Raw genomic sequence first — 20511 nt, forward strand, 5'->3', positions numbered from 1 at the left:
TCTTGCTACTGAAGATGATTCAGCCCTGGGCGGGCTGGCCCTTCTGGGTGGTGATGTGCTCGATCACCCGATCCTGGAACTGATCGTGCAGCTTATACCAGCTGCGGTAGATCAGAGCACTCAGGATCACCAAAATAAACGGTGTACCAATCATCATAAAGCGCAGGCCGAGTTTGGTCTCTTCCGATTGCTCGATATTGGGAGTATAGCCAACCACCGAGAGACCGATACCGATGAAGAAACCTGACAGGGCGCCCGCAAATTTCACCAGCATGGTCTGGACAGAGAAGATAATGCTCTCTGAACGCTGGCCGGTGCGGTACTCCCCGTAGTCAACGACATCTGCGAGCATAACCGTGGAGAGGCCGTTGGACAGGCCACCGCCAAACTTGAGGACCCCGCCGGCGATGGCTGCCAGCAGCGCGCTTTCAGGTGAGAACACGCCGGTGAAAAACAACACCACAGAACACAGCATTGGAAAGGCACAGGCGATCAGCCACATCTTGCGGCGCGGCAGGACGCGGCACAACCAGGGAAACACAAAGACCCCGGCAATTTCCGCTGCCCCGGAAGCCAGCGCAAACGTGGGGAACAAATCTTCACGACCCACTGCATAGGTGTAGTAGTAGATGGCGAATCCGCCGATCAGTTGGATAGCGATATTGAACGTCAGCACAACACCGATCAACACCTTCAGTTGATCATTGCTGAGAATAATGTTCTTCACGTCGGAGAAGGTGAACTTGGCCGCCTGCTGGGACGTGCTGAACTTTTCCTTCACCATGAAAAACGTGATCAAGGCGCTGGCAAAGAACGACACCACGATGGCCAGGGAGAGGTAAAAAAAGCCCTCGCCTTCATTGCCATCCCCGAGAATACCGACTGCCCAGAGGCCGTAGCCCCCCATCAACATCCAGGCGATGCTGGCAAAAATTCGCGGCCACACTACCAGACGCTCGCGCTCGGGGCGGCGACTGGATAGTGCGGGCACCATTGACCAGTAGGGAATATCCATGATGGTGTATGTCACCCCCCAGAGAATGTAGGTGACCGCCGCGTACACGTAGAGCCAAGGGCCCGTCAGCATATGCGTGCTGAACACCGCAATCAGGGCGAAGGAGTTCACCAGGGTGCCGATCAGTATCCACGGCCGAAACTTGCCGAACCGGCTGCGGGTGTTATCCACCACCAGCCCCATCATCGGGTCGGTCACCGCATCCACCAGGCGGGCCACCAGGAACAGCGTGCCGACAAAGGCCGCCGACAACCCGGCCACGTCGGTGTAGTAATACATCAGGAAAATGTAGATGATTGAACAGGCAAAGTCCTTGCCCAGCGCACCGAGTCCGTAGGAAATCTTGGTGCTCAATTCCACCTTGTCGTCGCGGATAGGACTGTCTATTGCGGTCTGGGTCACTTTGTTATGCCTGTTAGTGTGATGTTCCAGCGGTAGTGCTTCTCGTTCAGGCGGTACGCCGGCTTGACACTGGGTGTCCAGGAGTCGTCGCCGCCTACTCCCATATGATAACCATCCAGGTAGATGAAAAACGAATCGCCGGGAACAAGGTCGCTGGTATGGGTGGCCGCGCGCAACTGGCGCTGGCCGTAGGGCGAGACACTGAAATAGAAATCTCCGTGCGCGATGAGCCCTCCCAGGTCCAGTTCCTGGGTGCCACTGCGAAGGCCATTGTCACTGGGGAAGATATAGTCCGTGTGCATCTGGGCAACAGGCAACTCCCAGTGCCCCAGTTCGGCCGCACGCAGGCGGTCGGGGTAGTTTTCATGTGGGCCCAGGCCTTTCCAGGCGACCGTCTTGAGCGCGCTGCTGGGGTCCGCCGCCAGGTTCAGCACGATGCCGACCCTAGGCATGGGCGGCATCGAATCCTCGATAATCGTTTCCTGGTCCAACTGCAGTTCGCCCGCCTCGGTAAATTGCATGCGCCAAATCGTGCTCACGGCAAGATTGCCTTCATAACAGTATTGATGCTCACTGGTCACCAATCCCTGTTCGGGCTCAACCCGCACATCGGTGCACAGGTGCTCTAGGTCCCACAGGCCGGCCTTATCCCAGCGGACCTGCCAGGCGTTGGGGTCGGGGCGATCAATCTCACTCACACCGATGTCGTTATCCAGGGGCGCCCTGACAAAGTTGTCTGCCAGGGGTGCCGCGAGTTGTTCTTCGCCGCGGATGGTCCAACTGGTTACAGAACCGGTGTGTTTGCTGACCTGCCAGTGGCTGGCCCCGGCGACGATTTCCCAGTGTTCGTCATGCTCCCAGAATGCCTGGGCAAACAGCGGCTTCGCGGTCACCGCTTGCGCCTCGCGCAGTACAACTTGCTGGCGCGCGACGAGATGATTCGCCTCAGACCAGGCAGTCGCCTCGGGTTGCTCCACACGCAGGTTCAGCAGCAACTGTTCCTCCGCATCGGGTAGTTCGTCGGCCAGTACAAACAGCTCGGTAGCGCCAGGGGCAAGCCGCAGTTCTGTTTCACCCTGCGCCACCAAAGCACCATCAGCCACCACCTGCCAGAACAGCCGTTCATTGTCAGTGCTGCGGAACAGGTGCTCGCTACTGACGCTCACCGTCAAGGGCTGGTCAGACACCAATGCAAACTGCAGTGGTTGCTGCAGGTAGCGCGCCTCTTCCAGCGCCGGGTGTGGGGTCAGGTCGGGAAACACCAGGCCATTAATACAAAACTGGCGATCGTTGATGGCATCGCCAAAGTCACCGCCATAGGCCCAATAGTGGCGTCCGTCGTCGGTGTACTTATCCAGGCCCTGGTCCACCCAGTCCCAGATAAAGCCGCCCTGCAGTCGCGGCTCGCGGCGAAACGCATCCCAGTAGTCGCCAAAGTTACCCAGTGAATTGCCCATGGCATGGGAGTACTCGCATAGAATCACCGGGCGATCTTCACCCTCGCGCGATATCCAGGTCAGCAGCGACGGTACAGGCTCGGAATCCGGCGTGTAACAAAAGTCTTCGTCCACCCGCGCGTACATGGGGCAAATGATATCCGTCACCGGTGTGTTTGCGCCGCCGCCCTCGTACTGAACGGGCCGAGAGGGGTCGGCTGTGCGCGTCCACTGGTACATTTTGTCGTGCGCCGAACCGTAACCCGATTCGTTCCCCAGCGACCAGATGATGACACTGGGGTGATTGAAGTCGCGGGCCACCATGCGCTGCATGCGCTCCATGAAAGCGTGGCTCCAGGCCGGATCCATGGCCAGGGCGTTCATCGGCTCCATGCCATGGGTCTCGATGTTCGCCTCATCGACCACATACAGGCCCAGACGATCGCAGAGGTCGTAGAAACCGCGCTGGTGCGGGTAGTGGGAGCAGCGCACCGCGTTGAAGTTGTTTTGTTTCATCAACTTCAGGTGGCGCTCAACCTGCTCCAGTGATTCCGCGTGCCCCGTGGCCGGATCGTGCTCGTGTTTGTTCACGCCACGAATCAGCAGTGGTTCACCATTGAGGCAGACCAGGCCATCTACAAAGGCCACTTCACGCATGCCAACACTGCAGGCCTCTGCCTCGATCACCTGGCCCTGCGCATCGATCAGCGCGAGTGTCAGGCGGTAGAGTTGCGGGCATTCCGCACTCCAGAGTTTCGGACTGTCCACCGTCAGCGCTATGTGTTGCAACCGGCCAGCTGCGCCGGCTGCCAGCGGCTGGCTCTGTTGGGCCACCAGTTCGCCGCCAAAGTACAACCTGGCCGCCAGGGAAAGACCCTCCGGTGCCGTCACCTGCGCGCGAATATCGAGCTGTGCCTGCGGTTTCAGGCAGTGGTGCGGGGTTACCCGGAAATCAGCGATATGACTCACCGGCTTGTGCAAAAGTTGCACCGAGCGGAAGATACCGCTTAACCACCACATATCCTGGTCTTCAAGGTAACTGCCGTCGGACCAGCGCAGCACCATCACCGCGATGCGATTTTCACCACTGACCAAGAACGCGGACAGGTCAAATTCTGCCGGCAAACGGCTGTCCTGGGAGTAACCAACAAAAACGCCGTTACAGATTACATAGAAGGCGCTGTTGACCCCCTCAAACACCACGCGGGTCTGGCCAGACTGCAGCCAGTCGTCCGCCATATCGAAGGCCAGCGAGTAACAGCCGGTAGGGTTATCGGCAGGCACCACGGGTGGCTCCACCGGAAAGGGATATTTCACGTTGGTGTAAATGGGTTTGTCATAGCCTTGCATCTGCCAGTTTCCCGGCACGGAAATGGTATCTGCGCCCGCCAGGTCTTCCCGCAGCCAGCTTTCAGGCACCGCCTCGGGGCGCGGGAAGTAGCTGAACCGCCACTCGCCATCTAGCGACCGCACCCGGTCGCTGGACTGCCCTGTCCTGGCCGCTGCTTCACTGGGCCAGGAGGCCAGGCCACAGTGCGCCGGCAGCCGGTTGATCCCGACGCAACCGGGGTTCTGCCAGTCTACGGCGGGCGCCGAGCGCAAGGCTTCTACTGCTTTTTTCATCAACGTGCTTCCGTATCAAGATCAATCACCAGGCTGACCACACTGTGCCCGGGAAAGGTCACCTTACCCGCGTCGTCGACCAGGCCCGGCGAAAAGCCCAGATCTGTTTTGGCGTCGGTTTTATAAGGCTGCGGCCGCATCGCCACCTGGGAATTGGGCAGGCCGTGGTAGCCAAGGCTGAGTGTGGCGGCTTCTTCACCGGCATTGACCACGACAACCACCAGGCGGTCCTGCGCCGGGCTGCGATAGGCCGAAGCCATCAACCCGTGGAGATCATCAAACCCGGGCAGGCCGATGCGCTGGTAGCCCGGCCGGATAAAGCGACTGTATTGGCCCAACACCCAGAAAACCTTGGAGGCCTGCATGGATTCGGGGGCGAGATCGGCATCGATCTTGATCAGCCCGTCTTTATAGTCGTAAGGCGTCAGTGCCAACCACCAGAACCAGGCGCTGACATCGAGGCGAGTGAGGTCGCGGTGGATAATCCGGGCCACATGTTCGGCGTAGTGGTAGTCGTTGACGTCGAAGCCATGGCCATCGAAATCGCGCACGTCCCCGGGACCGCCGAGCACACAGTACTCGCTCATCCAGACGCTGGGTGCGGGGGAAATTCGCGCCAGGTTTTTGGCCATGGCGTCGCGCAGGGGCCCAAGGCGCTGCGCACTGTTCTCGGAAAAATAACCGTGTAGGGAAATCTTGTTGCCCAGCACTGTCTGCATTTCCGGGTCGCCCAGGAAGACATCAAAGTAGTTTTTGAAATCCCCGTGGGGCGTTTTGCTCATACCGCCGGAATAGCGCTCACCAAACAGGTCCTTGTGTAAATCATCGGCCAGGGCCACCCGGTATTCGGGGGCCTCGACCCCGTCAATCTCCACGGCGTGCCCCAGGCCCGCTGCCTCAAGCGCACGGTGCAGTGAGCGGTACAGCGCCGCCAGGTCATCGTTGTTGTAGCGATTGCCCTCCTGGGTCTGGTCCTGCCAGTGCCAGGTGGGTTCGTTCGCCGGGCTGACGTAATTCACCGGCACACCGACCTCGGGGCCCCGCAGGTACTGCAACACCTGCACCAGGAAGCGACTGAAGTCATCGACGCGAGCGGGGTCGAGATTGGTCGACCCAATACCCTCACCCTCTGCCGGATGGGTCAGGCCATTCTTGGTTGCCCAGTGGGGCGGGCTGTTGTTGAACGCCACGAAAGTCCCAACACCACGGTCGCGCGCTTCCTTAAGCATACGCACCTGGCCCGCCTGCTTGCGGCCGTCCACGGGTTTGCCGGGCGCTGCAACAAGCAGCTCGGCCCGGCGATAGGGATCTGGGATACGGCTCGCCTCGCCCTGTTCAGCGCTGCCAGCGCCAATATTGAAACGCCAGGCAGACAGGCCGATGCCGCGTTCAATCGAGAACAGCAGGTCGGCCAGCGCGACCACCGACTCGCCCTCGCCATTGGCCAGCCACTGCTTCACCGCCGGGTCGATGGCCCAGGCGTCGGAAGCGCCGAACGCCTCGATATGTTGATGCGTTTGCTGGATATTGATGTGCAGTGTTGCTTCGCCCGCGCGCGATGCCAGCACTGAAAATAGCAGCGACAGGCAACCGACACAGCGGAAAATACGCCCGGATGTAGTCACGTCATACCTCGGAAATGATTGCCGGAATGGCGCCCCGGGGCCGCGCTACGGCCCCGGGGTAAAGGAGAGAAACTAGAACGAGAAGTCCTTGCGGAAGGTCAGCTCGAACTCCCGCGGCCGGTTGTAACCGGGCATATTCACATAGCGCCCCACGTCGGACCAGGTGCCGTTGGGGCCGAAGCGTCCATCGTAGCCGGAGTCGATCCACTGGGCGTTGCGGTCATCCCAGATGTTCCAGACGCTCAGGGTCACCGCCCAATTGCCCTCGGCCACCAGGCCGAGTTGCAGGCTGCCCTCATCTGCTTCGTCCAGCAGCTTGCGCCCACCATAGCCGGTCTCGGCATTCATGGCGTTCCACCAGTCGTGGTACATCTCGTCGCGCCAGCTGTGGTCATAGCGGACCCAGCCATCCATGCCCCCGATCAGCGCGGGCATGTTGTATTCTAGGCCTATCCACCATTTGGAGGGCGGTGCAATCGCGAGCTCCTGGCCGTCTGCACCCAGTTGCCAGTCCTGCCCGGGGTCAGAGAGATCGAAGGTGTCGCTGGCCCAGTAGTCATCCTGCAACTCAGAATCGCTCCAGGCGTAGGAGGCATCCACCCGCAGGTTGTTTGTGATCTGGTACGCCAAGGTGGTTTCAATGCCCATGATATCGGCATCGCCCATATTGACCGTGCCGTTGGCCGTCCAGTCATCCGGGTCGGTGATACCGCGCTGGATATCGGACCACTCCATGAGGTAGCCGGAAATATTCCACTGCAGGCTGTTGTCCAGCCACTCGCTCTTCAGGCCCGCCTCGTAGTTGGTGAGCTTGTCGGGATCATAGGTATCCGGCAGGCGCGACGAGGGATTCTTGATGGAGTTATGGCCACCCAGCCTGAAGCCTTCGCTGTAGAGTAAATAAACCATCTTGTCGTCGGACAGATCATAATTCACCGCGAACTTGAACAGGGTGTCGTCATCTGTGCCTTCGTAGATATCGGTGTCATAGGGATTTCCCTCGGGCCAGCTCTTGAACTCTTCCCTATCGCGATCATACTCAAACCAGCGTGCACCCACCGTGGCAGACAGGTTATCGGTGAACTGGTAATTCATTTCACCGAACACCGCGATTTGCTCGGTTGTCGCCTTGTAGTCCTCAGCGTACCAGTCGTCGGTGTCGGGAATGTAGTTACCCAAATCCCAGTACTGGCCAAACGGCGTGTCCCTGAGGTTTTCCACTCGGGCAAACGCGTACTCCCAGGCGTCGTCGGTCTTCTCGTAGAATGCACCCAGCATCCATTGCAGTCGAGAATCGCCGTATGAGGCCAGGCGGAACTCCTGGGTGAAGCGCTCGGCCGTCTGGTCGTTCACTGCAGTCTCGGGGTGAAAACCCGTGTCGTACCAAACGTTGTAGTAAATATACTCACCAGGGGTGCGTACAGATTGAGCGCGAATCTGGCCGTCGATATTACCGTCAAACTCGTAGGTAATTTCGCGATCCAGGTAGCTGGTGATGGATTTGAATTCAGCAAAGCCAACATCACCTGTAACCGTCAACGAAGTGATCCACCAATCGTCTTCCCGCTCATCTTTATGGAAGCGCACGATTTCCAGCTCGCCCACGCCTTCGGCATTGGGGTCAGACTTCCAGTCACCCTCGGATTTCTGGCTCTGCTGCATCAGCATTAGCTCAGCATCCCAGCCTTCTGTAACCGACCACAACGCAGAAATCCGCACACCACTCTGGGTCCATTCATTAAAATCGTCTTCGACCACATCAGCGTTGTCGTCATCGCTGAAAATATTGGTGCCATAGATATTGTCGATAAAACCGCCGGTTTTCACATCGAAGGCCGCGGCGCGCACTGCCAGCCGGTCTTCAATGATCGGCAGGTTCACCCAGCCCTCAAGTTTGTGGCCGGGATCGCCCTCCTCCATGTAGGTACCACCCACATCGACGGCACCGTAAGTGCCGGAGAAATCTGGCCGATTGGGGATGATGCGCAGTGCGCCGGACTGGGAACTGGAGCCAAACAGGGTACCTTGTGGGCCGGGCAGTGCCTCCACGCGCTCGATATCGACATTGCGGGGGTCTACCGCCTGGGTGGCAGAGGTCATCGGCACATCACCGAGGTAAACGGCGGACCCAGAATCAGTCCGCCACTCACCGCTACCGGTGCTGATGCCGCGGAACACGACCTCGTTGCGACCGGGCGAGGTGGTCACCGTGGACATGCTGGGAATGGCTCGCAGCAGGTCAGACATGTTGTCCAGGCCCAGTTTGGAAATTTGCTCGGTGTTGAACGCCTGAACACTCTGGGCGAGGTCCTGCATGTTCACTTCCCGCTTGGTTGCAGTGACGATAACTTCTTCCAGAACAGGTCCGCCCTGGTCCTGGGCGATGGCGGGCGCAACAACCGGTGCGGTAGCGGTTGCCAGTGCAATGGCGCGTGTCAGGGGGTGCAGTCTGAAACGTCCAGGAGATCTCTTCATAGCAGCAAAGCCTTTATTCAGATAATTATAATTGGGCAGGGAGGCGGGCAGCCTCCAGGCCGTGAGTCCTATCGTAAACCAATGCTCCCCCGAATGGCCCCACCCCGCAGCTGAGAATAACTATGCCATGGTTGCAAATAACTCAACCATGACAAGCCGAGAACAGGCGATTGCTTGCCAAAAGCCAGTGTATGATCGGTTTATACAACAACTTTATTCACCAGTAGTGAAGAATCGCTCATTTGCCCTGCGCCGCACTGGCGCAGTAGGCTCGGGCCCCCAAACAACCCCCAGGAGATTCACCCATGCTCAAGTTGGCACCGCTGTTACTGAGTGCTCAACTCGCACTTGCCGTGCTCTTCGTATCCGTTGGCACGCAGGCGGAAGAGCTCGATTACGTCTACAACAGCAGCGTGATGATCCCCATGCGCGACGGTGTGGAGTTGTCCACCGACTTCTACTTCCCGAAAGAGTACGACGGCAAGCTACCACTTATTCTGGTGCGCACGGTATACAACAAGCGCCAGGTGTTCGGCTGGGACCCGGCCTGGATCGAACTGGTCAGCCAGGGATATGCATTGGCCATCCAGGACATCCGGGGGCGCTATGAATCCGGCGGAGATTACAACGTGGGCGTGGGCCGACGCGAAGACGGTGTCGACACTCTTGACTGGATTACCCGGCAGGACTGGTCCAACGGCAAGGTGGCGCTGGCTGGCTGCAGCTACCAGGGCGAGTCCCAGGTTGTACTGGCCGCCACCAATCACCCTGCACTGGTCACTGCCGTACCCATGTGGCCTGCCTCGGGCTACTACTCCCCGGGACGCGCCTGGCAGGCATGGAGCGGCGGCGTGTTTGAACTGGGCCAGACCGCCGGTTGGTTTGCCGGCAGTGGCTCCAAGGTCTACACCCAGCCGCCCGAGGGTGTTGATCGCGGCGAGTTTTTCCGTGAGTTCGGCGGCAAGATCGAGATGACTCCTACGGTAGATTTCGCCCGCTACCTGGAAGAACTGCAGAGCCTGCCAACCATCGACGTGCTGCAGCGGGCCGGCGTCCCACCCACCGATTTTGAAACCTGGCGCAAATCAGCACCAGACGGCGACTACTACCGCGGCCTGGACCTGGTACAGGCGGATGACGAATTCAGCATTCCCGCCTTGTTCATGGATTCCTGGTACGACTACGGCGCGACCGAGACACTTGAGATGTTCGCCCAGTTCAGTGCCAATGGGCGCACCGAGGCAGCGCGCGAACACCAGTATCTTGTTATCGGTCCAGGGACCCATTGCAGTTTCAACGAAGTCTCGGAAAACACCACCGTTGGTGAAAGGCCGGTGGGGGATGCCCGCTACCCCCATCACGAACTCCAGATAGACTGGTACAACTATTGGATGAAGGGCGAGAAGAACGGTGTACTGGAGCGCAACCGCATTCACTACTACCAGATGGGCGACAACGAGTGGAGGTCTACCAATCAATGGCCCCCCGCCGGTGTGCAGCCAGAACGCTGGTATTTCAGCAGTGTCAATGGCGCAAACTCGTTGCGGGGCGACGGGGTCCTTTCGACGACGCAAGGCATCAGGTCAATGGAGGATAGCTTCACCTACGACCCGGGAAATCCGGTGCCATCACTGGGTGGCCACACCTGCTGCACAGGGACGGACACGGAAGCGGGCGGCTACGACCAGAGAGGCATTGAGCAGCGCCGTGATGTGCTGGTATATACTTCAGAGGTTCTCGAATCAGACATTGAAATGGTCGGCCGGATTTTCGCGAGGCTGTATGTGAGTTCATCGGCCAGGGACACTGACTTTACTGTCAAGCTCGTTGACGTACATCCCGATGGCACGGCTTACAATATCCAGGAAGGGGCACTCAGAATGCGTTATCGCAACAGCCTCCGGGAGGCTGAAATGATGACCCCGGGTGACATCTACGTCGCCGACATAGACCTGCATACCACCGCGAATACGTTCAAGGCCGGACACCGTATCCGCGTAGAAGTGAGCAGTTCCAACTACCCGCGGCTGGAGCGGAATTTGAACACCGGTGGCAACAATTACGATGAGACTCGCTATATATCGGCCCGCAACCGCCTGCTGCTTGGCGGCCAATACGCCAGTTACATTGACCTCCCCATTAACGTTTCGCGCACAAAGGTTGCCGGAGATTCAAGCAATTGAACATTGATGTGGCCGTGCGAGATCTGGGTGAGGTCGACCACCTGCCATTGAAACACGTCATCGACTCGGCCAGCGACGAAGACTGGGAGGAAAATCGCCACCGCCAGACCCAGTATGACGTCCACTACAACACCAAGTCGCTGGTGATGCTGTTTGCCGAGACCGAGCACTGGCCTGTCGCGAAAGTCGTACAGGAGTCAGCGTGGGCGCTATTGCATCGTGCGGCTCTCCCTGTCATTGACGATATTTTGCATGGGCACTACAGCCCTGGCGGCAAGGTCATTCGTGCGATGGCAGCGCGGCTGGTAAGCGGCGCGGTCATCACGCCCCATCGCGATGCGCACCCGTCATTCCACGTCGGTCATCGCATTCATGTGCCGATCCGCACTAATTCGCGGGTCCGGTTCACCATCGATGGCCGTCCGTATAAGTTTGAGGTGGGCCGGGCCTACGAGATAAACAACCAGCTTCAGCACAGCGTCATGAACAAAGGGGATGATGACCGGATTCACTTCATCTTTGACTATGTCCCCGCCAGCGAGTTGGCAGCCTTAACACTGTCTTGAACCGGCAACCACCCTATGCCCTCCTCCCCATTGCCAACAATTCGCATTGCCTGCCCTGGCGGTGTTAGCGCTACAGTTTTACCTCTCGGGGCGACGTTAGTTTCCCTGGAAGTACCGGTCGGCTCGAGCCGGCGGAATGTCGTACTAGGCTACGAGAATCCCGATGATTACCTGTCGGACCCCTACTATATGGGAGCAAGCATCGGCCGGTTCGCCGGGCGCATCAGCAACGGAGTTTTGACCATCGGGGGCGAGCGGCATCAGGTCAAGATAAACGAGGTCAGCAACGGCCATTCACTCCACGGTGGTAGCAGCGGGTGGTCAGCCAAAAACTGGCAGGTGAGTTCCGTGGGGGAAAAACACGTTCGTTTTGCTTATCTGTCGGCCGATGGCGAGCAGGGCTTTCCCGGGGAGGTCTCGGCAACTGTTGAGTATTCCATTCCATCGCCAAACCAGATAGATATCACTTTCCGGGCGACAACTCGCGCCGCTACAGTGGTCAATATGACGAATCACGCCTATTTCAATTTAGGAACCGCTTCACAACCCATAGGGGACCACTTTCTTCAGGTGTACGGCGATCAATACCTTCCGATCAAGGCAAGCCTGGCGCCCACAGGTGATTTCGCGTCAGTCACGGGCACACCATTCGACTTTACGCAGCGGAAAAGAATAAGTGACTCAATACAGGCTCTCTCCAGCTCAGGAGTCACTGGCGGCCTCGATCACTCCTTTGTGCTGGCGCACAGGAGCGACCCGAGAAGGCAACTCGCCGCCGTGCTCGAGTCTCCCTCTGGCGACTTGCGCATGCTGCTTCACACAACTCAGCCGACCTTACATGTCTATTCTTCAGGTACGCTTGGAGAGCCGTTTGCAAGGTACGGAGCGATTTGTCTCGAGGCCCAGGGATACAGTGATGCGCCGAATCAATCGAACTTTCCTTCGGCCGAAATTCATCCTGGCGAAGTCTATTGCCATACAACTTCGCTGTCCTTCAATGACATGCATACAAGAACTACACAGTAAGTTCATATTCCCCGCACCGCCTTTATGCGACCTTGAAGATGGACATACCGAAGGAGCACGTAACCCGGCAACGGCAATACCACACTCACTCCAACAATAGCTGGTAGTGGTCCAGCCCAAATCCACGGTACTGCATAAAGCAGCTGCGTTTGGCTTTTGCCCTGATATCTTCGGGGGGGGGAGTGCGCCGAACTTGCGCTGGTAGGTGGCCTCGGCGAGGGCGAACCAGCCGGGTGCCTCCTCTTCAATGGCAAGGGCGCTCTCGTTCGCCACCGCGGGGTTGTCTTTCAGGAACCTGGTAGAACTTGAGCGCGTTACCACCGGTGGTGGTGTCCAGCGAGCCGAACATCACACCGGTCTTCTTAGGGATGTTGATTTGCACTGAAAATTGACCCGCTAATGGAGTGAACACTACCTTCTTCGCCAGCAGTGTATGCGCCGGCTATAGCATCAAGGGGATGCTAGATCATCTACAACTTTCGTGGAGAGACTGTCTCTCGCCAAAATATACTCCTCCTGAGCAAACCTCTCCTGAAGCTAGAATAATTCCCTACGTGTGCCTCGCATTTCAAATACGGTTGAAGCTTGCCATTCTCACTAAATGCTAGAAAATCGCAGCTTTCGGCCAGATAAAGCATATAGAGGGGTCAACAACTGCGTTTTTCGGGAATCTAGCCCTCTGTCATCAACGCTAGTGTGCGTTTTTCGGCAATCCGTAGTCAAAATTGGAGCGGAAATGCGGTTTCCGGCATTCGTCAGACGATTGTGCCTGCGTTATTCGGCAAAGCGAGAGAAAAACTGAATGAGTAATGCGTTTTTCGGCAAAGTAAGCGAAAAATTGAAGGCTTGATGCGTTTTCCGGCATTGGAATCTCTCAAATTCTGCACGTTCGTGCCTTTACATTACCGAAAAACGCATTTCACCGGCGAAAGTCTGATTTCCGATGTAGTTACCATGGTAAAGCGAAACATTTACCATGCCTACTCGCTGTATATCGACTGATCATCGACCTCAACCCTGCCTATGTCTTCCAAGCGATTTAGGATGTTGTCACGCGCTCCGTGTGCCGGATAAAACCGACCAGGTGCTCTGCAAAGGTAGACGTCATAGCCATCGGAGATAAAGGTGTCCATGCCAAAACCGTAATCAGCCATTCCACCTCTGGTAATTCCAAAGGCCTCACTCGTAACATAGAAGAGCAGGTATCGAAAACCGCCCTTTACTTCGTTATTCAGTTCAAGATCGATCACGGCGCCGAATGCCACATTTACATCTCGGGTGACGTAGGGCAGGCGTTCTAGTGCCGCTATTGCCGTTTTCAATCCCTGTTCTTGCGAGGAGGTTAGACCATCTCTCTGTAACATCCGTTGCGCTGTTTCAATAGCGTAATGGATCAGTGCTTCATCAACAGCTTCTATTTCAAATGTTTCCTCAATCTCAAGTTCATACATCTTCGTTACCCTGCATCTTCTAGCGCTGAAGCGTCGTTCCCGGCATCGTAAAGGCCCGATAGAGTAACGATGGGATAGCCGCCCTCTTGACCGATTAGGTTGATGGTTTGTCCGTTCATGAGTGAGAAATCGACACTGTCCTTCTTCAACGTTCCGAATGCTTCCTGACCCTCTGCTTTATAGTCAAATTTCGCTACGAGCAGAATTCCATGAGCCTGAGCGATATTCAGGAGCTCGAATTGTTTTTCATTCTTAGCTTTCATCCTCATATCTGGGTAGGCAATCTCGGCATCGCCAGAAACATCCCGAAAGGTTATCTCGAGACTATCTTTATCGACGGCCACTATCTTCGTCAGACCATTGAAGGAAGAGGCGGTCTTCTTTGGAGGCTTCTTTTTTCGCAGAGGTGTGCTACTCGTGACCAGTTCGACCTTTTTCCCGCCTTCACCGTCGTCGACGGCTACCGCCCTCTGGACTATGTAGTCGTTGTGTTCATGTAACTTCCGAAAATGCTTCAGGGCACCACGAGTGTCATTATGTAATCTGGATGCTGAGGCTCCATGGTCAAAGTTTTCAAAATTTTCCGCTTCAATCGCCGCGAAAAGCTCATCCGCCAGTGACTGGTGCAGCTGCTGCTGTTTGGCTTCGTCGAGGCTGGGATCGCTAAACACCACCAGACACCAGCTCAATAGGCCGCCCTCTTCTATCTGACAAAACTGACACTTGACTGATTCAATCCACCCATAGGTCGCGCCCTTCGTTTTCTCTTTTGTCTCCATGATCGTTTTGATGACGATATTCGCTAACCTTTCGAACTGCGAGTCCTTGGGAAGCTCGCTTCCATTTCCGGAAACAACGTCGAAGCACATCAGTTCCTTGGACGAAGACCCATAAATTTTTGGATCTAGCTTCACCAACTCAGAAATGAGCAGGAAACTTCTGTTTTCCTTTACAAATATATTCATACACCTCTCCTATTCATCTGGTTCCGCGACAGAATTGTCCTGTCTCACAACCACTTTCTTATCAACAGAAACCAAAAAGCAGAAGCAATTCTTAAAGATTTTCCTGTAATACAGGCTTTTTTTGAAAGTACGTGATTAAGTATTGAATTTTAGAAAAGAGCGACTACAGAATAGGGAGGAGCGTGATTCTGCATCGAACGACTGAAAGTTACGCTGCCAGAGTCTCTCGTTCCGCGTTGTACTCGATGTAGAGGTAAGCCAAAAACACCAGCCGCAGCATTGTGAGATGCGTTACTAGATCCTTGGGCGTTCCACCTGAGATCACGTATGCGCGTCTGGCCTTACGCCAAGAGAGTGAGTTCTCTCTCGCCATGCGAGCTCTTGCAAAATCAGACTCAGGCCCGATTGATACGCGCTGCAGCCCTTGATCTGAGAGGCCCAAAGTTCGCAAGGCCCATTCAATATCGGCGACATCACCGGTCGGACCAATAACAAATAGGCTATCACTGACCTCAGTTGCGTGCGCTAATGCTGCGATGGCCTCCTTTAGATGATCTCTCGCTTCAGGATCCAGGCGACGAATCCGCGCTTCCATTTTTGGCAGCAACTCTCGCACACGGGTATTTTCAGCTTGTGTGACACGCGCTGACTTTAGGTTTGGGACTATAAACCCGTCTTCTGAATCACGAGTCGATAAGAACGCATATCGATCAAATCCAGTAACACGTTCCGCCTCCAAACCACAGCGATGGAATAGCTGCATATCCAACCCTAACAACATCCCCAGGCTCTCAGCTGCTTCAGCCTTTAACGCATGGCGGGACAGATTCACATTCAATGTATCCAAGCTGGTGATGGGGGTGGGTCCTACCGCGTCGACTTCAATAAGTCGCCTATCAGTTGGGCCGGTTAACTCGATTCTCTTGTCCAGTTGGACACGCTGCTCTTTGGACACTACCTTTTCGATGGGAATCGACGTATCAGCCGAGCGATGTCTCGAAAGCTTGCGTCTCAGTGAGTCATAGCGTTGACCGACCGCAGCACTCGCCACCATAGGGTTCAATTTCGCGCCAGGTGAAGCCGCAGACTGAATACTACGAGAGAGAAATGGCGTCACATGCGTGTAATGGAGTAACGCAGTGTAGCTGCTTGCATGGCCCATGAGAATCGAAACGACTCTCATTCGGGCAGGCCCTGCTTCAGTCGACTGCCACAAGAAGTCAGCTAAGGCCGATTCCGACTGATAACGCAACTGTATTGGTCGTCCATCGGTCGAATCTTCTGAGACATCCAACTGAAGTGGTTCGAGGAGGCGCCCTCTAACAACCGACCAAACACCGTCTTTCCTTGCCACGGAGTCCATCGAAAAAACCACAAGGCTGGTGGCATAACTATGGCGCAGATGATGAAATCGAACCGATCGATCGCCTGTTGCAATTCGAAGCGCGCGATTAGCAAGCGCAGAGAGTAGGTGTCGATCAGCAACCTCTTCCTCACCCGCTTCGCTATGAAACAACAGGTCGCTGGGCGAAACTTCCCCGGACGCACTCGCATAGGCTTTTACGTCAAACAGAGCTTGCAACTCACCCTCGGAAAGATTTCCCAGTAATGGCACATCGCGCCGGGCGGATCGGGTCTTGAGGGGACGGTGCTTGTTTTGTCGAACCCTTACTTTGATGCCCCTACCATCCCGCATGAAATGCAGATCACACTGTTTAAGATATAAACCCTCGCTCCAACGTAATCCAAATCGATAGCCCAGCACTAAAAGTGCCTTCAACCGTGTCCGTACCGGCAAACTTAGCGACTTCTGGTTATCAATGATTTTTAGCGCATAATCGTACTCGTTGCTGAAAACATAGTTGGCATCGATCGAGTGGATGGCGTCAGAGAAGTCCCATTCGCTGAGACCCACAATATATGACCAGTCAACCCAGGGGGCACGGTAGGACGCCATCAGGGATAAGTGGTATTCTCGCAGCGCGACCAAAGTGCGCTTTCTGTTACGAGGGGATGCCCGCTCCAGCATCAGCATATACAGCTCTTCATACTCCGTTTCATCTAGCTGGGTGACATCTCGGCCGGCTGCAACCCGGGTCAACCCCCTGAGGACGATAGCGCTGTACTGTCTCACAGTCGCCCATGCCAGATGCTTCTTGTACTGAGTACCGACCGCACATAGCCTCGCGGTATACGTCAGAACGGATTCCAAATTCTTATCGATTGGTGGCTGCTTCTCAATATCTACGACGTGTTGACTCTTACGACGCTCGCAAAGCACCTCGAGACGCACCTTTCGCGTGCCTGTGCTCATGCGATATTTGGCCCTGTAACCCGTGGCACCCTCCTTAGGATCGAAACTTGTTGGCCTTCCCTTTGCGATATGGGTGCACTCTCGATTGAACCACCGACGAAACGTAAGATACTGCCCAACGGACAGGGCCTCGACCTCATTGGGCTCTATCACCTTTCCGCTGGTCAACGCATCGATTAAGTCGTCATCGTCAAACTCACTCCCTTGAAGCGGATTTTTGTCGATCAGACGGGCAAAGACTGAACGTGACATCGAGCGCGTTGGCAAGTTGCCTCTCTCCAGCTCCCGCACTAAACCCATTTGCTCGATCAGCATCAAATTTGCGGACTGAGTCGTTAACCACTTGTAGGGATTCTTTCGACCTCTAAGTCCTAGCGTTTTGCAATGAGCCAACAAAGCTTTGTCGAGTTCACCTGGGTCCAGTCGCCTGTGAATTCCGTCGGCGTAGACCCTGGCGAGCCAAACCGCCGTCGTCTGATCTGCAACCCAAACCTGATCCACTTCCTGATCTTCTTCATCCCGCACTCGACGAGCTTTGGGAGCAAGGGAACCCCACAACAAGAGTTGGCCTCCCTCAAGCATCGTCTGATTGCGGTCCGCAAGCAGCTCCCTCAGGGATTGCTCGTCAGCCACGTTGCCCATCAAAGCAGCAGAAATGACGGCAAAACAGGCAATATCGACCTCAGCCAATTCCACGTCTTCGTTGTCTTTGCAGTCTGCGGAGTAGTCAGACAACAAGCTTTGAAAGCTCGACCTGACTAATTGCGCCTCGTCATAACGCAAGAGAGAGTCCTCCGTAAATGGAGACGCCTCTTTCTGAGCAATAAAGATCCGCTTTGTGGCTACTAATATTCCTTTGCGACGCATCTGGGAGAGCCAACCGTAGAAATGCCTTAATGCCCAGCGAATGGAGGCGCCCAATCGCTCACATAATCGGACAATACGCTCGACAGAGGTAGTAATCTGCTCTTCATCAATGCGATGCGTGTGCCGAACACAATCGGCCAGGTCATCGGTAATCTTCTTCGAAATGCGGCGATGTAGGTCGGCGACCTTTTCCCTCTTTCTCGCGCGAAAAATGTGCGCTATCTGATCGGCATTGAAAATTCTTCCAGGGTAACTTGAACGCTGGGCAGGTTCCGAAGTGGACCAGCTATAGGGAGATTCAAGCAGAGCAAAGCCATGTGCTTGCAGAACGTCACCGGCGTAGTCTGCGAAACTACTCAAAACATGAGTAGGTCTCATAAGGGACGTCTTCCCAAATGCATGCTCAGCGTGGTCACAATGGCCGAGCACAGCCTCCAGATAATGATATGGACAATCCGTGCAACCGATCTCGGTTGCTAACACATGTCTGCCGAAGTTCGCCGGCAGCCCAAGCGTGGACTTCAGATAGTTCTCAATCATCCCGGGCCGAATAGAGAGCGCCTGGCTCGAGCCACGATTAAGTAAGAAGAAGAGCGGAATTTTCTGTTTCTCGCCAGCAAGCATTTTGCCAATGGCCTTCGCCAAGCGCACACTCCTCGGTGAAGAAGCGAGCTTGCTCTGCAGTACCTCAAGGTATTTCAAGTAGCTTTTCAGTTGCTGATGTACAAACGGCGGCAACTTAACAAGCCGGAACGCTCTCTTTGGATTGGAAACTTTGTCGCAAATTAGACAGTATCCCGTTTCAATCGAGATATGCCGGATCATGGCGAGGGGGTCAACTGTTGGCCTCAACCCCAATGCATACATCAAAAGTGTCAGAACGTAATAAGTGTAGGCCTGGTGCACATCCGGGATTGGAGCATGACTTTTCTCAATGGAAACGCGAGTATTCGATACTAGCTTTGCCACCGCAGCCTTTAGCTCAGACTCTTTGGGGTAGTACAAAGTCATTGGCGCTTCAGCTAAGGCCATACAGAGCCTCCAACGCTTGCTCATAGGCCGATGACAGCGCCTCGTCATCGATCCCCTGGTACCAACTCATCGACGGCGGCGCGTAGCCATCGAGACCAGCAATGTGCAACGTTAACGCCGGATTCTTGGTCTTGAGATACACACGATTACGCAGCGCCAAACCAACGCGGCTAACGCTCATATCAAGCTCGTAAGTTTCATTGAAAAGGGTGACTTGCTGTGACACTAAGGAAGCAAGCGTCTTTTTCGACAATGACAGGCAATTGACCAACGATTTCTTCTTCGTTGTTGGCATAATGCCGGTCAATTTGGCGAGGACAGAGTCTGGCAGATCTAGACAGATTTCAGCCAGTATTTCCCGATAACGCCCAAGCTCCGCTTCATCTGGTATGTAACTCTGTGTGGGCTGTTTGATCTGACGACGATACTGACCATCAGCATTTATGACACCCTGTGGTCCTATCGAAATATCCAAAAGCTTGTCTGTCGGAATACCTGTGACATAGGATAATTCCAGAATCAGACGGGCCTCATACTCACCGCGAGTGCCTGTGGGTTCCTTCGATCTAAAAAACTCACACAGGCAATCAACTTCCTCTTCATCCAATACTTCAGGTGATATGGCCGTAAGATTGTAAATATCCTGAAGCCAGAAACGTGAAGAGCCAAGAAACACTGTAAGGGCCTCGGGTGTACCCTCAATATCCAGGGAGAGCATGGACAGTTGATCTGGCGCCTCACCGATCTCCTGCCTCCCCCCGTCCAAACTGATCTGCTTTTGCAAAGCAGACTCAAAGGGATGAAACTGCTGATTATCTGGTGAACTATCCGTAATTCCCGAATCAGCCCTGCTCCGCTCTTCTGAAGATTCAGAGGGCAAGCTTCCTTGGATGGTCTTGGAAGGAACAGGAGTAAGCTCGGGTTCGGGGGCCCAGAACTTGAAGAAGCGCCGCAATGCTGTATACCAATCTCGCAAGTACGGTGGCGATTCTTCACCCGGACGTTGTAGTTCTGCCAAGCGCACAACTAGATCATCGATCTCGGGAACATCGTCCGCACTAGCCGAGAACCCCAAATACTCACGACGCTCTAGACCATGAGGATTATTGATTACAATCTTGCGCAACTCTAGCGCAGTGCGCTTCTTGATATCCACAGAATCACTCGACCGCCAGGCATATCCCAGAAACAGCACCCTGAGCTGGCTATACTGACGTCGAAGATCGGCATCCATAGGCAGATCGCAGACCAGGGCGGCCAACTCGTAGTCTGACAACCTTGCTTCGCTATCCTTGGCAAACGGGTTCTTGTCTTCCTTCCCCTTCCCTTCGCTCAATCGATCCAGGCGAGGGTCATCTTCGGCCATTTGCTCAAATTGCCGAATGAGTTCTTCAAGTTCGTCAAGGACGGTCTCCTCTATACCCAGGAGTGGATCCGGAAGAATCTGTATGTTCCATTCAATTGATTGGTCTATTAAGCGTTCAAGACCATCCAATAAATTGAGGACACCCGCGTCACGACCAGGCGTTAC

12 protein-coding genes are annotated in these 20511 nt (G+C 55.3%); 3 read left to right on the top strand and 9 right to left on the bottom strand.

Annotation, left to right across the window (positions count from 1 at the left end):
• Positions 1-19: 19 nt before the first annotated feature.
• The 4 genes from melB to F0M18_RS18115 all read right to left on the bottom strand — a co-directional run bounded on the left by melB (position 20) and on the right by F0M18_RS18115 (position 8576).
• The gene (gene melB / locus F0M18_RS18100) at positions 20-1417 is read right to left on the bottom strand and encodes a melibiose:sodium transporter MelB (RefSeq protein WP_223178009.1); all 1398 of its coding nucleotides are present in this window, start codon (positions 1415-1417) and stop codon (positions 20-22) included.
• Entirely contained in the window at positions 1414-4476 is a 3063-nt protein-coding gene (locus tag F0M18_RS18105; protein WP_149612875.1) for a beta-galactosidase, read from the bottom strand. Before F0M18_RS18105 ends, melB begins: the two co-directional genes overlap by 4 nt.
• The gene (locus F0M18_RS18110; RefSeq protein ID WP_149612876.1) at positions 4476-6101 is read right to left on the bottom strand and encodes a glycoside hydrolase; all 1626 of its coding nucleotides are present in this window, start codon (positions 6099-6101) and stop codon (positions 4476-4478) included. Before F0M18_RS18110 ends, F0M18_RS18105 begins: the two co-directional genes overlap by 1 nt.
• 72 nt (positions 6102-6173) lie before the next feature.
• Positions 6174-8576, bottom strand: a complete 2403-nt coding sequence (locus F0M18_RS18115) for a TonB-dependent receptor (protein WP_149612877.1) — start codon at positions 8574-8576, stop codon at positions 6174-6176.
• Between the two features lie 305 nt (positions 8577-8881).
• On the opposite strand from F0M18_RS18115, the gene F0M18_RS18120 reads away from it, so the two are divergent.
• From F0M18_RS18120 to F0M18_RS18130, 3 genes are read left to right on the top strand one after another with little or no spacing between them, the layout of a single operon-like run.
• Entirely contained in the window at positions 8882-10759 is a 1878-nt protein-coding gene (locus F0M18_RS18120; RefSeq protein WP_149612878.1) for a CocE/NonD family hydrolase, read from the top strand.
• Positions 10756-11325 (top strand): aspartyl/asparaginyl beta-hydroxylase domain-containing protein, encoded by a 570-nt coding sequence (locus tag F0M18_RS18125; protein ID WP_149612879.1) that lies wholly within the window; start codon positions 10756-10758, stop codon positions 11323-11325. Before F0M18_RS18120 ends, F0M18_RS18125 begins: the two co-directional genes overlap by 4 nt.
• Before the next feature lie 15 nt (positions 11326-11340).
• Positions 11341-12351, top strand: a complete 1011-nt coding sequence (locus F0M18_RS18130) for an aldose epimerase family protein (RefSeq protein WP_149612880.1) — start codon at positions 11341-11343, stop codon at positions 12349-12351.
• A 244-nt stretch (positions 12352-12595) separates the two neighbouring features.
• On the opposite strand, the gene F0M18_RS20215 is transcribed toward F0M18_RS18130, so the two are convergent.
• The 5 genes from F0M18_RS20215 to F0M18_RS18155 all read right to left on the bottom strand — a co-directional run bounded on the left by F0M18_RS20215 (position 12596) and on the right by F0M18_RS18155 (position 20475).
• Positions 12596-12733: a hypothetical protein gene (locus F0M18_RS20215; protein ID WP_394349415.1), complete on the bottom strand. Its 138-nt coding sequence runs from the start codon at positions 12731-12733 to the stop codon at positions 12596-12598.
• 598 nt (positions 12734-13331) lie between these two features.
• A complete protein-coding gene (locus F0M18_RS18140) occupies positions 13332-13802 on the bottom strand; it encodes a hypothetical protein (protein ID WP_149612882.1) in 471 nt (156 codons plus the stop codon).
• A gap of 5 nt (positions 13803-13807) precedes the next feature.
• The gene (locus F0M18_RS18145) at positions 13808-14767 is read right to left on the bottom strand and encodes a hypothetical protein (protein ID WP_149612883.1); all 960 of its coding nucleotides are present in this window, start codon (positions 14765-14767) and stop codon (positions 13808-13810) included.
• A gap of 208 nt (positions 14768-14975) precedes the next feature.
• Positions 14976-18980, bottom strand: a complete 4005-nt coding sequence (locus F0M18_RS18150; RefSeq protein WP_188109798.1) for a tyrosine-type recombinase/integrase — start codon at positions 18978-18980, stop codon at positions 14976-14978.
• Entirely contained in the window at positions 18967-20475 is a 1509-nt protein-coding gene (locus F0M18_RS18155; RefSeq protein WP_149612885.1) for a hypothetical protein, read from the bottom strand. The genes F0M18_RS18150 and F0M18_RS18155 overlap by 14 nt, the downstream gene beginning before the upstream one ends.
• Between the last annotated feature and the right edge of the window lie 36 nt (positions 20476-20511).

This window comes from Pseudohalioglobus sediminis, from assembly GCF_008370495.1.
GTDB lineage: Bacteria > Pseudomonadota > Gammaproteobacteria > Pseudomonadales > Halieaceae > Halioglobus.

Coding starts and splice junctions, on each gene's coding strand:
- F0M18_RS18115 (WP_149612877.1), bottom strand. CDS start 8,576: ATGAAGAGATCTCCTGGACGTTTCAGACTGCACCCCCTGACACGCGCC.
- F0M18_RS18105 (WP_149612875.1), bottom strand. CDS start 4,476: ATGAAAAAAGCAGTAGAAGCCTTGCGCTCGGCGCCCGCCGTAGACTGG.
- F0M18_RS18145 (WP_149612883.1), bottom strand. CDS start 14,767: ATGAATATATTTGTAAAGGAAAACAGAAGTTTCCTGCTCATTTCTGAG.
- F0M18_RS18130 (WP_149612880.1), top strand. CDS start 11,341: ATGCCCTCCTCCCCATTGCCAACAATTCGCATTGCCTGCCCTGGCGGT.
- F0M18_RS18120 (WP_149612878.1), top strand. CDS start 8,882: ATGCTCAAGTTGGCACCGCTGTTACTGAGTGCTCAACTCGCACTTGCC.
- F0M18_RS18150 (WP_188109798.1), bottom strand. CDS start 18,980: ATGGCCTTAGCTGAAGCGCCAATGACTTTGTACTACCCCAAAGAGTCT.
- F0M18_RS18140 (WP_149612882.1), bottom strand. CDS start 13,802: ATGTATGAACTTGAGATTGAGGAAACATTTGAAATAGAAGCTGTTGAT.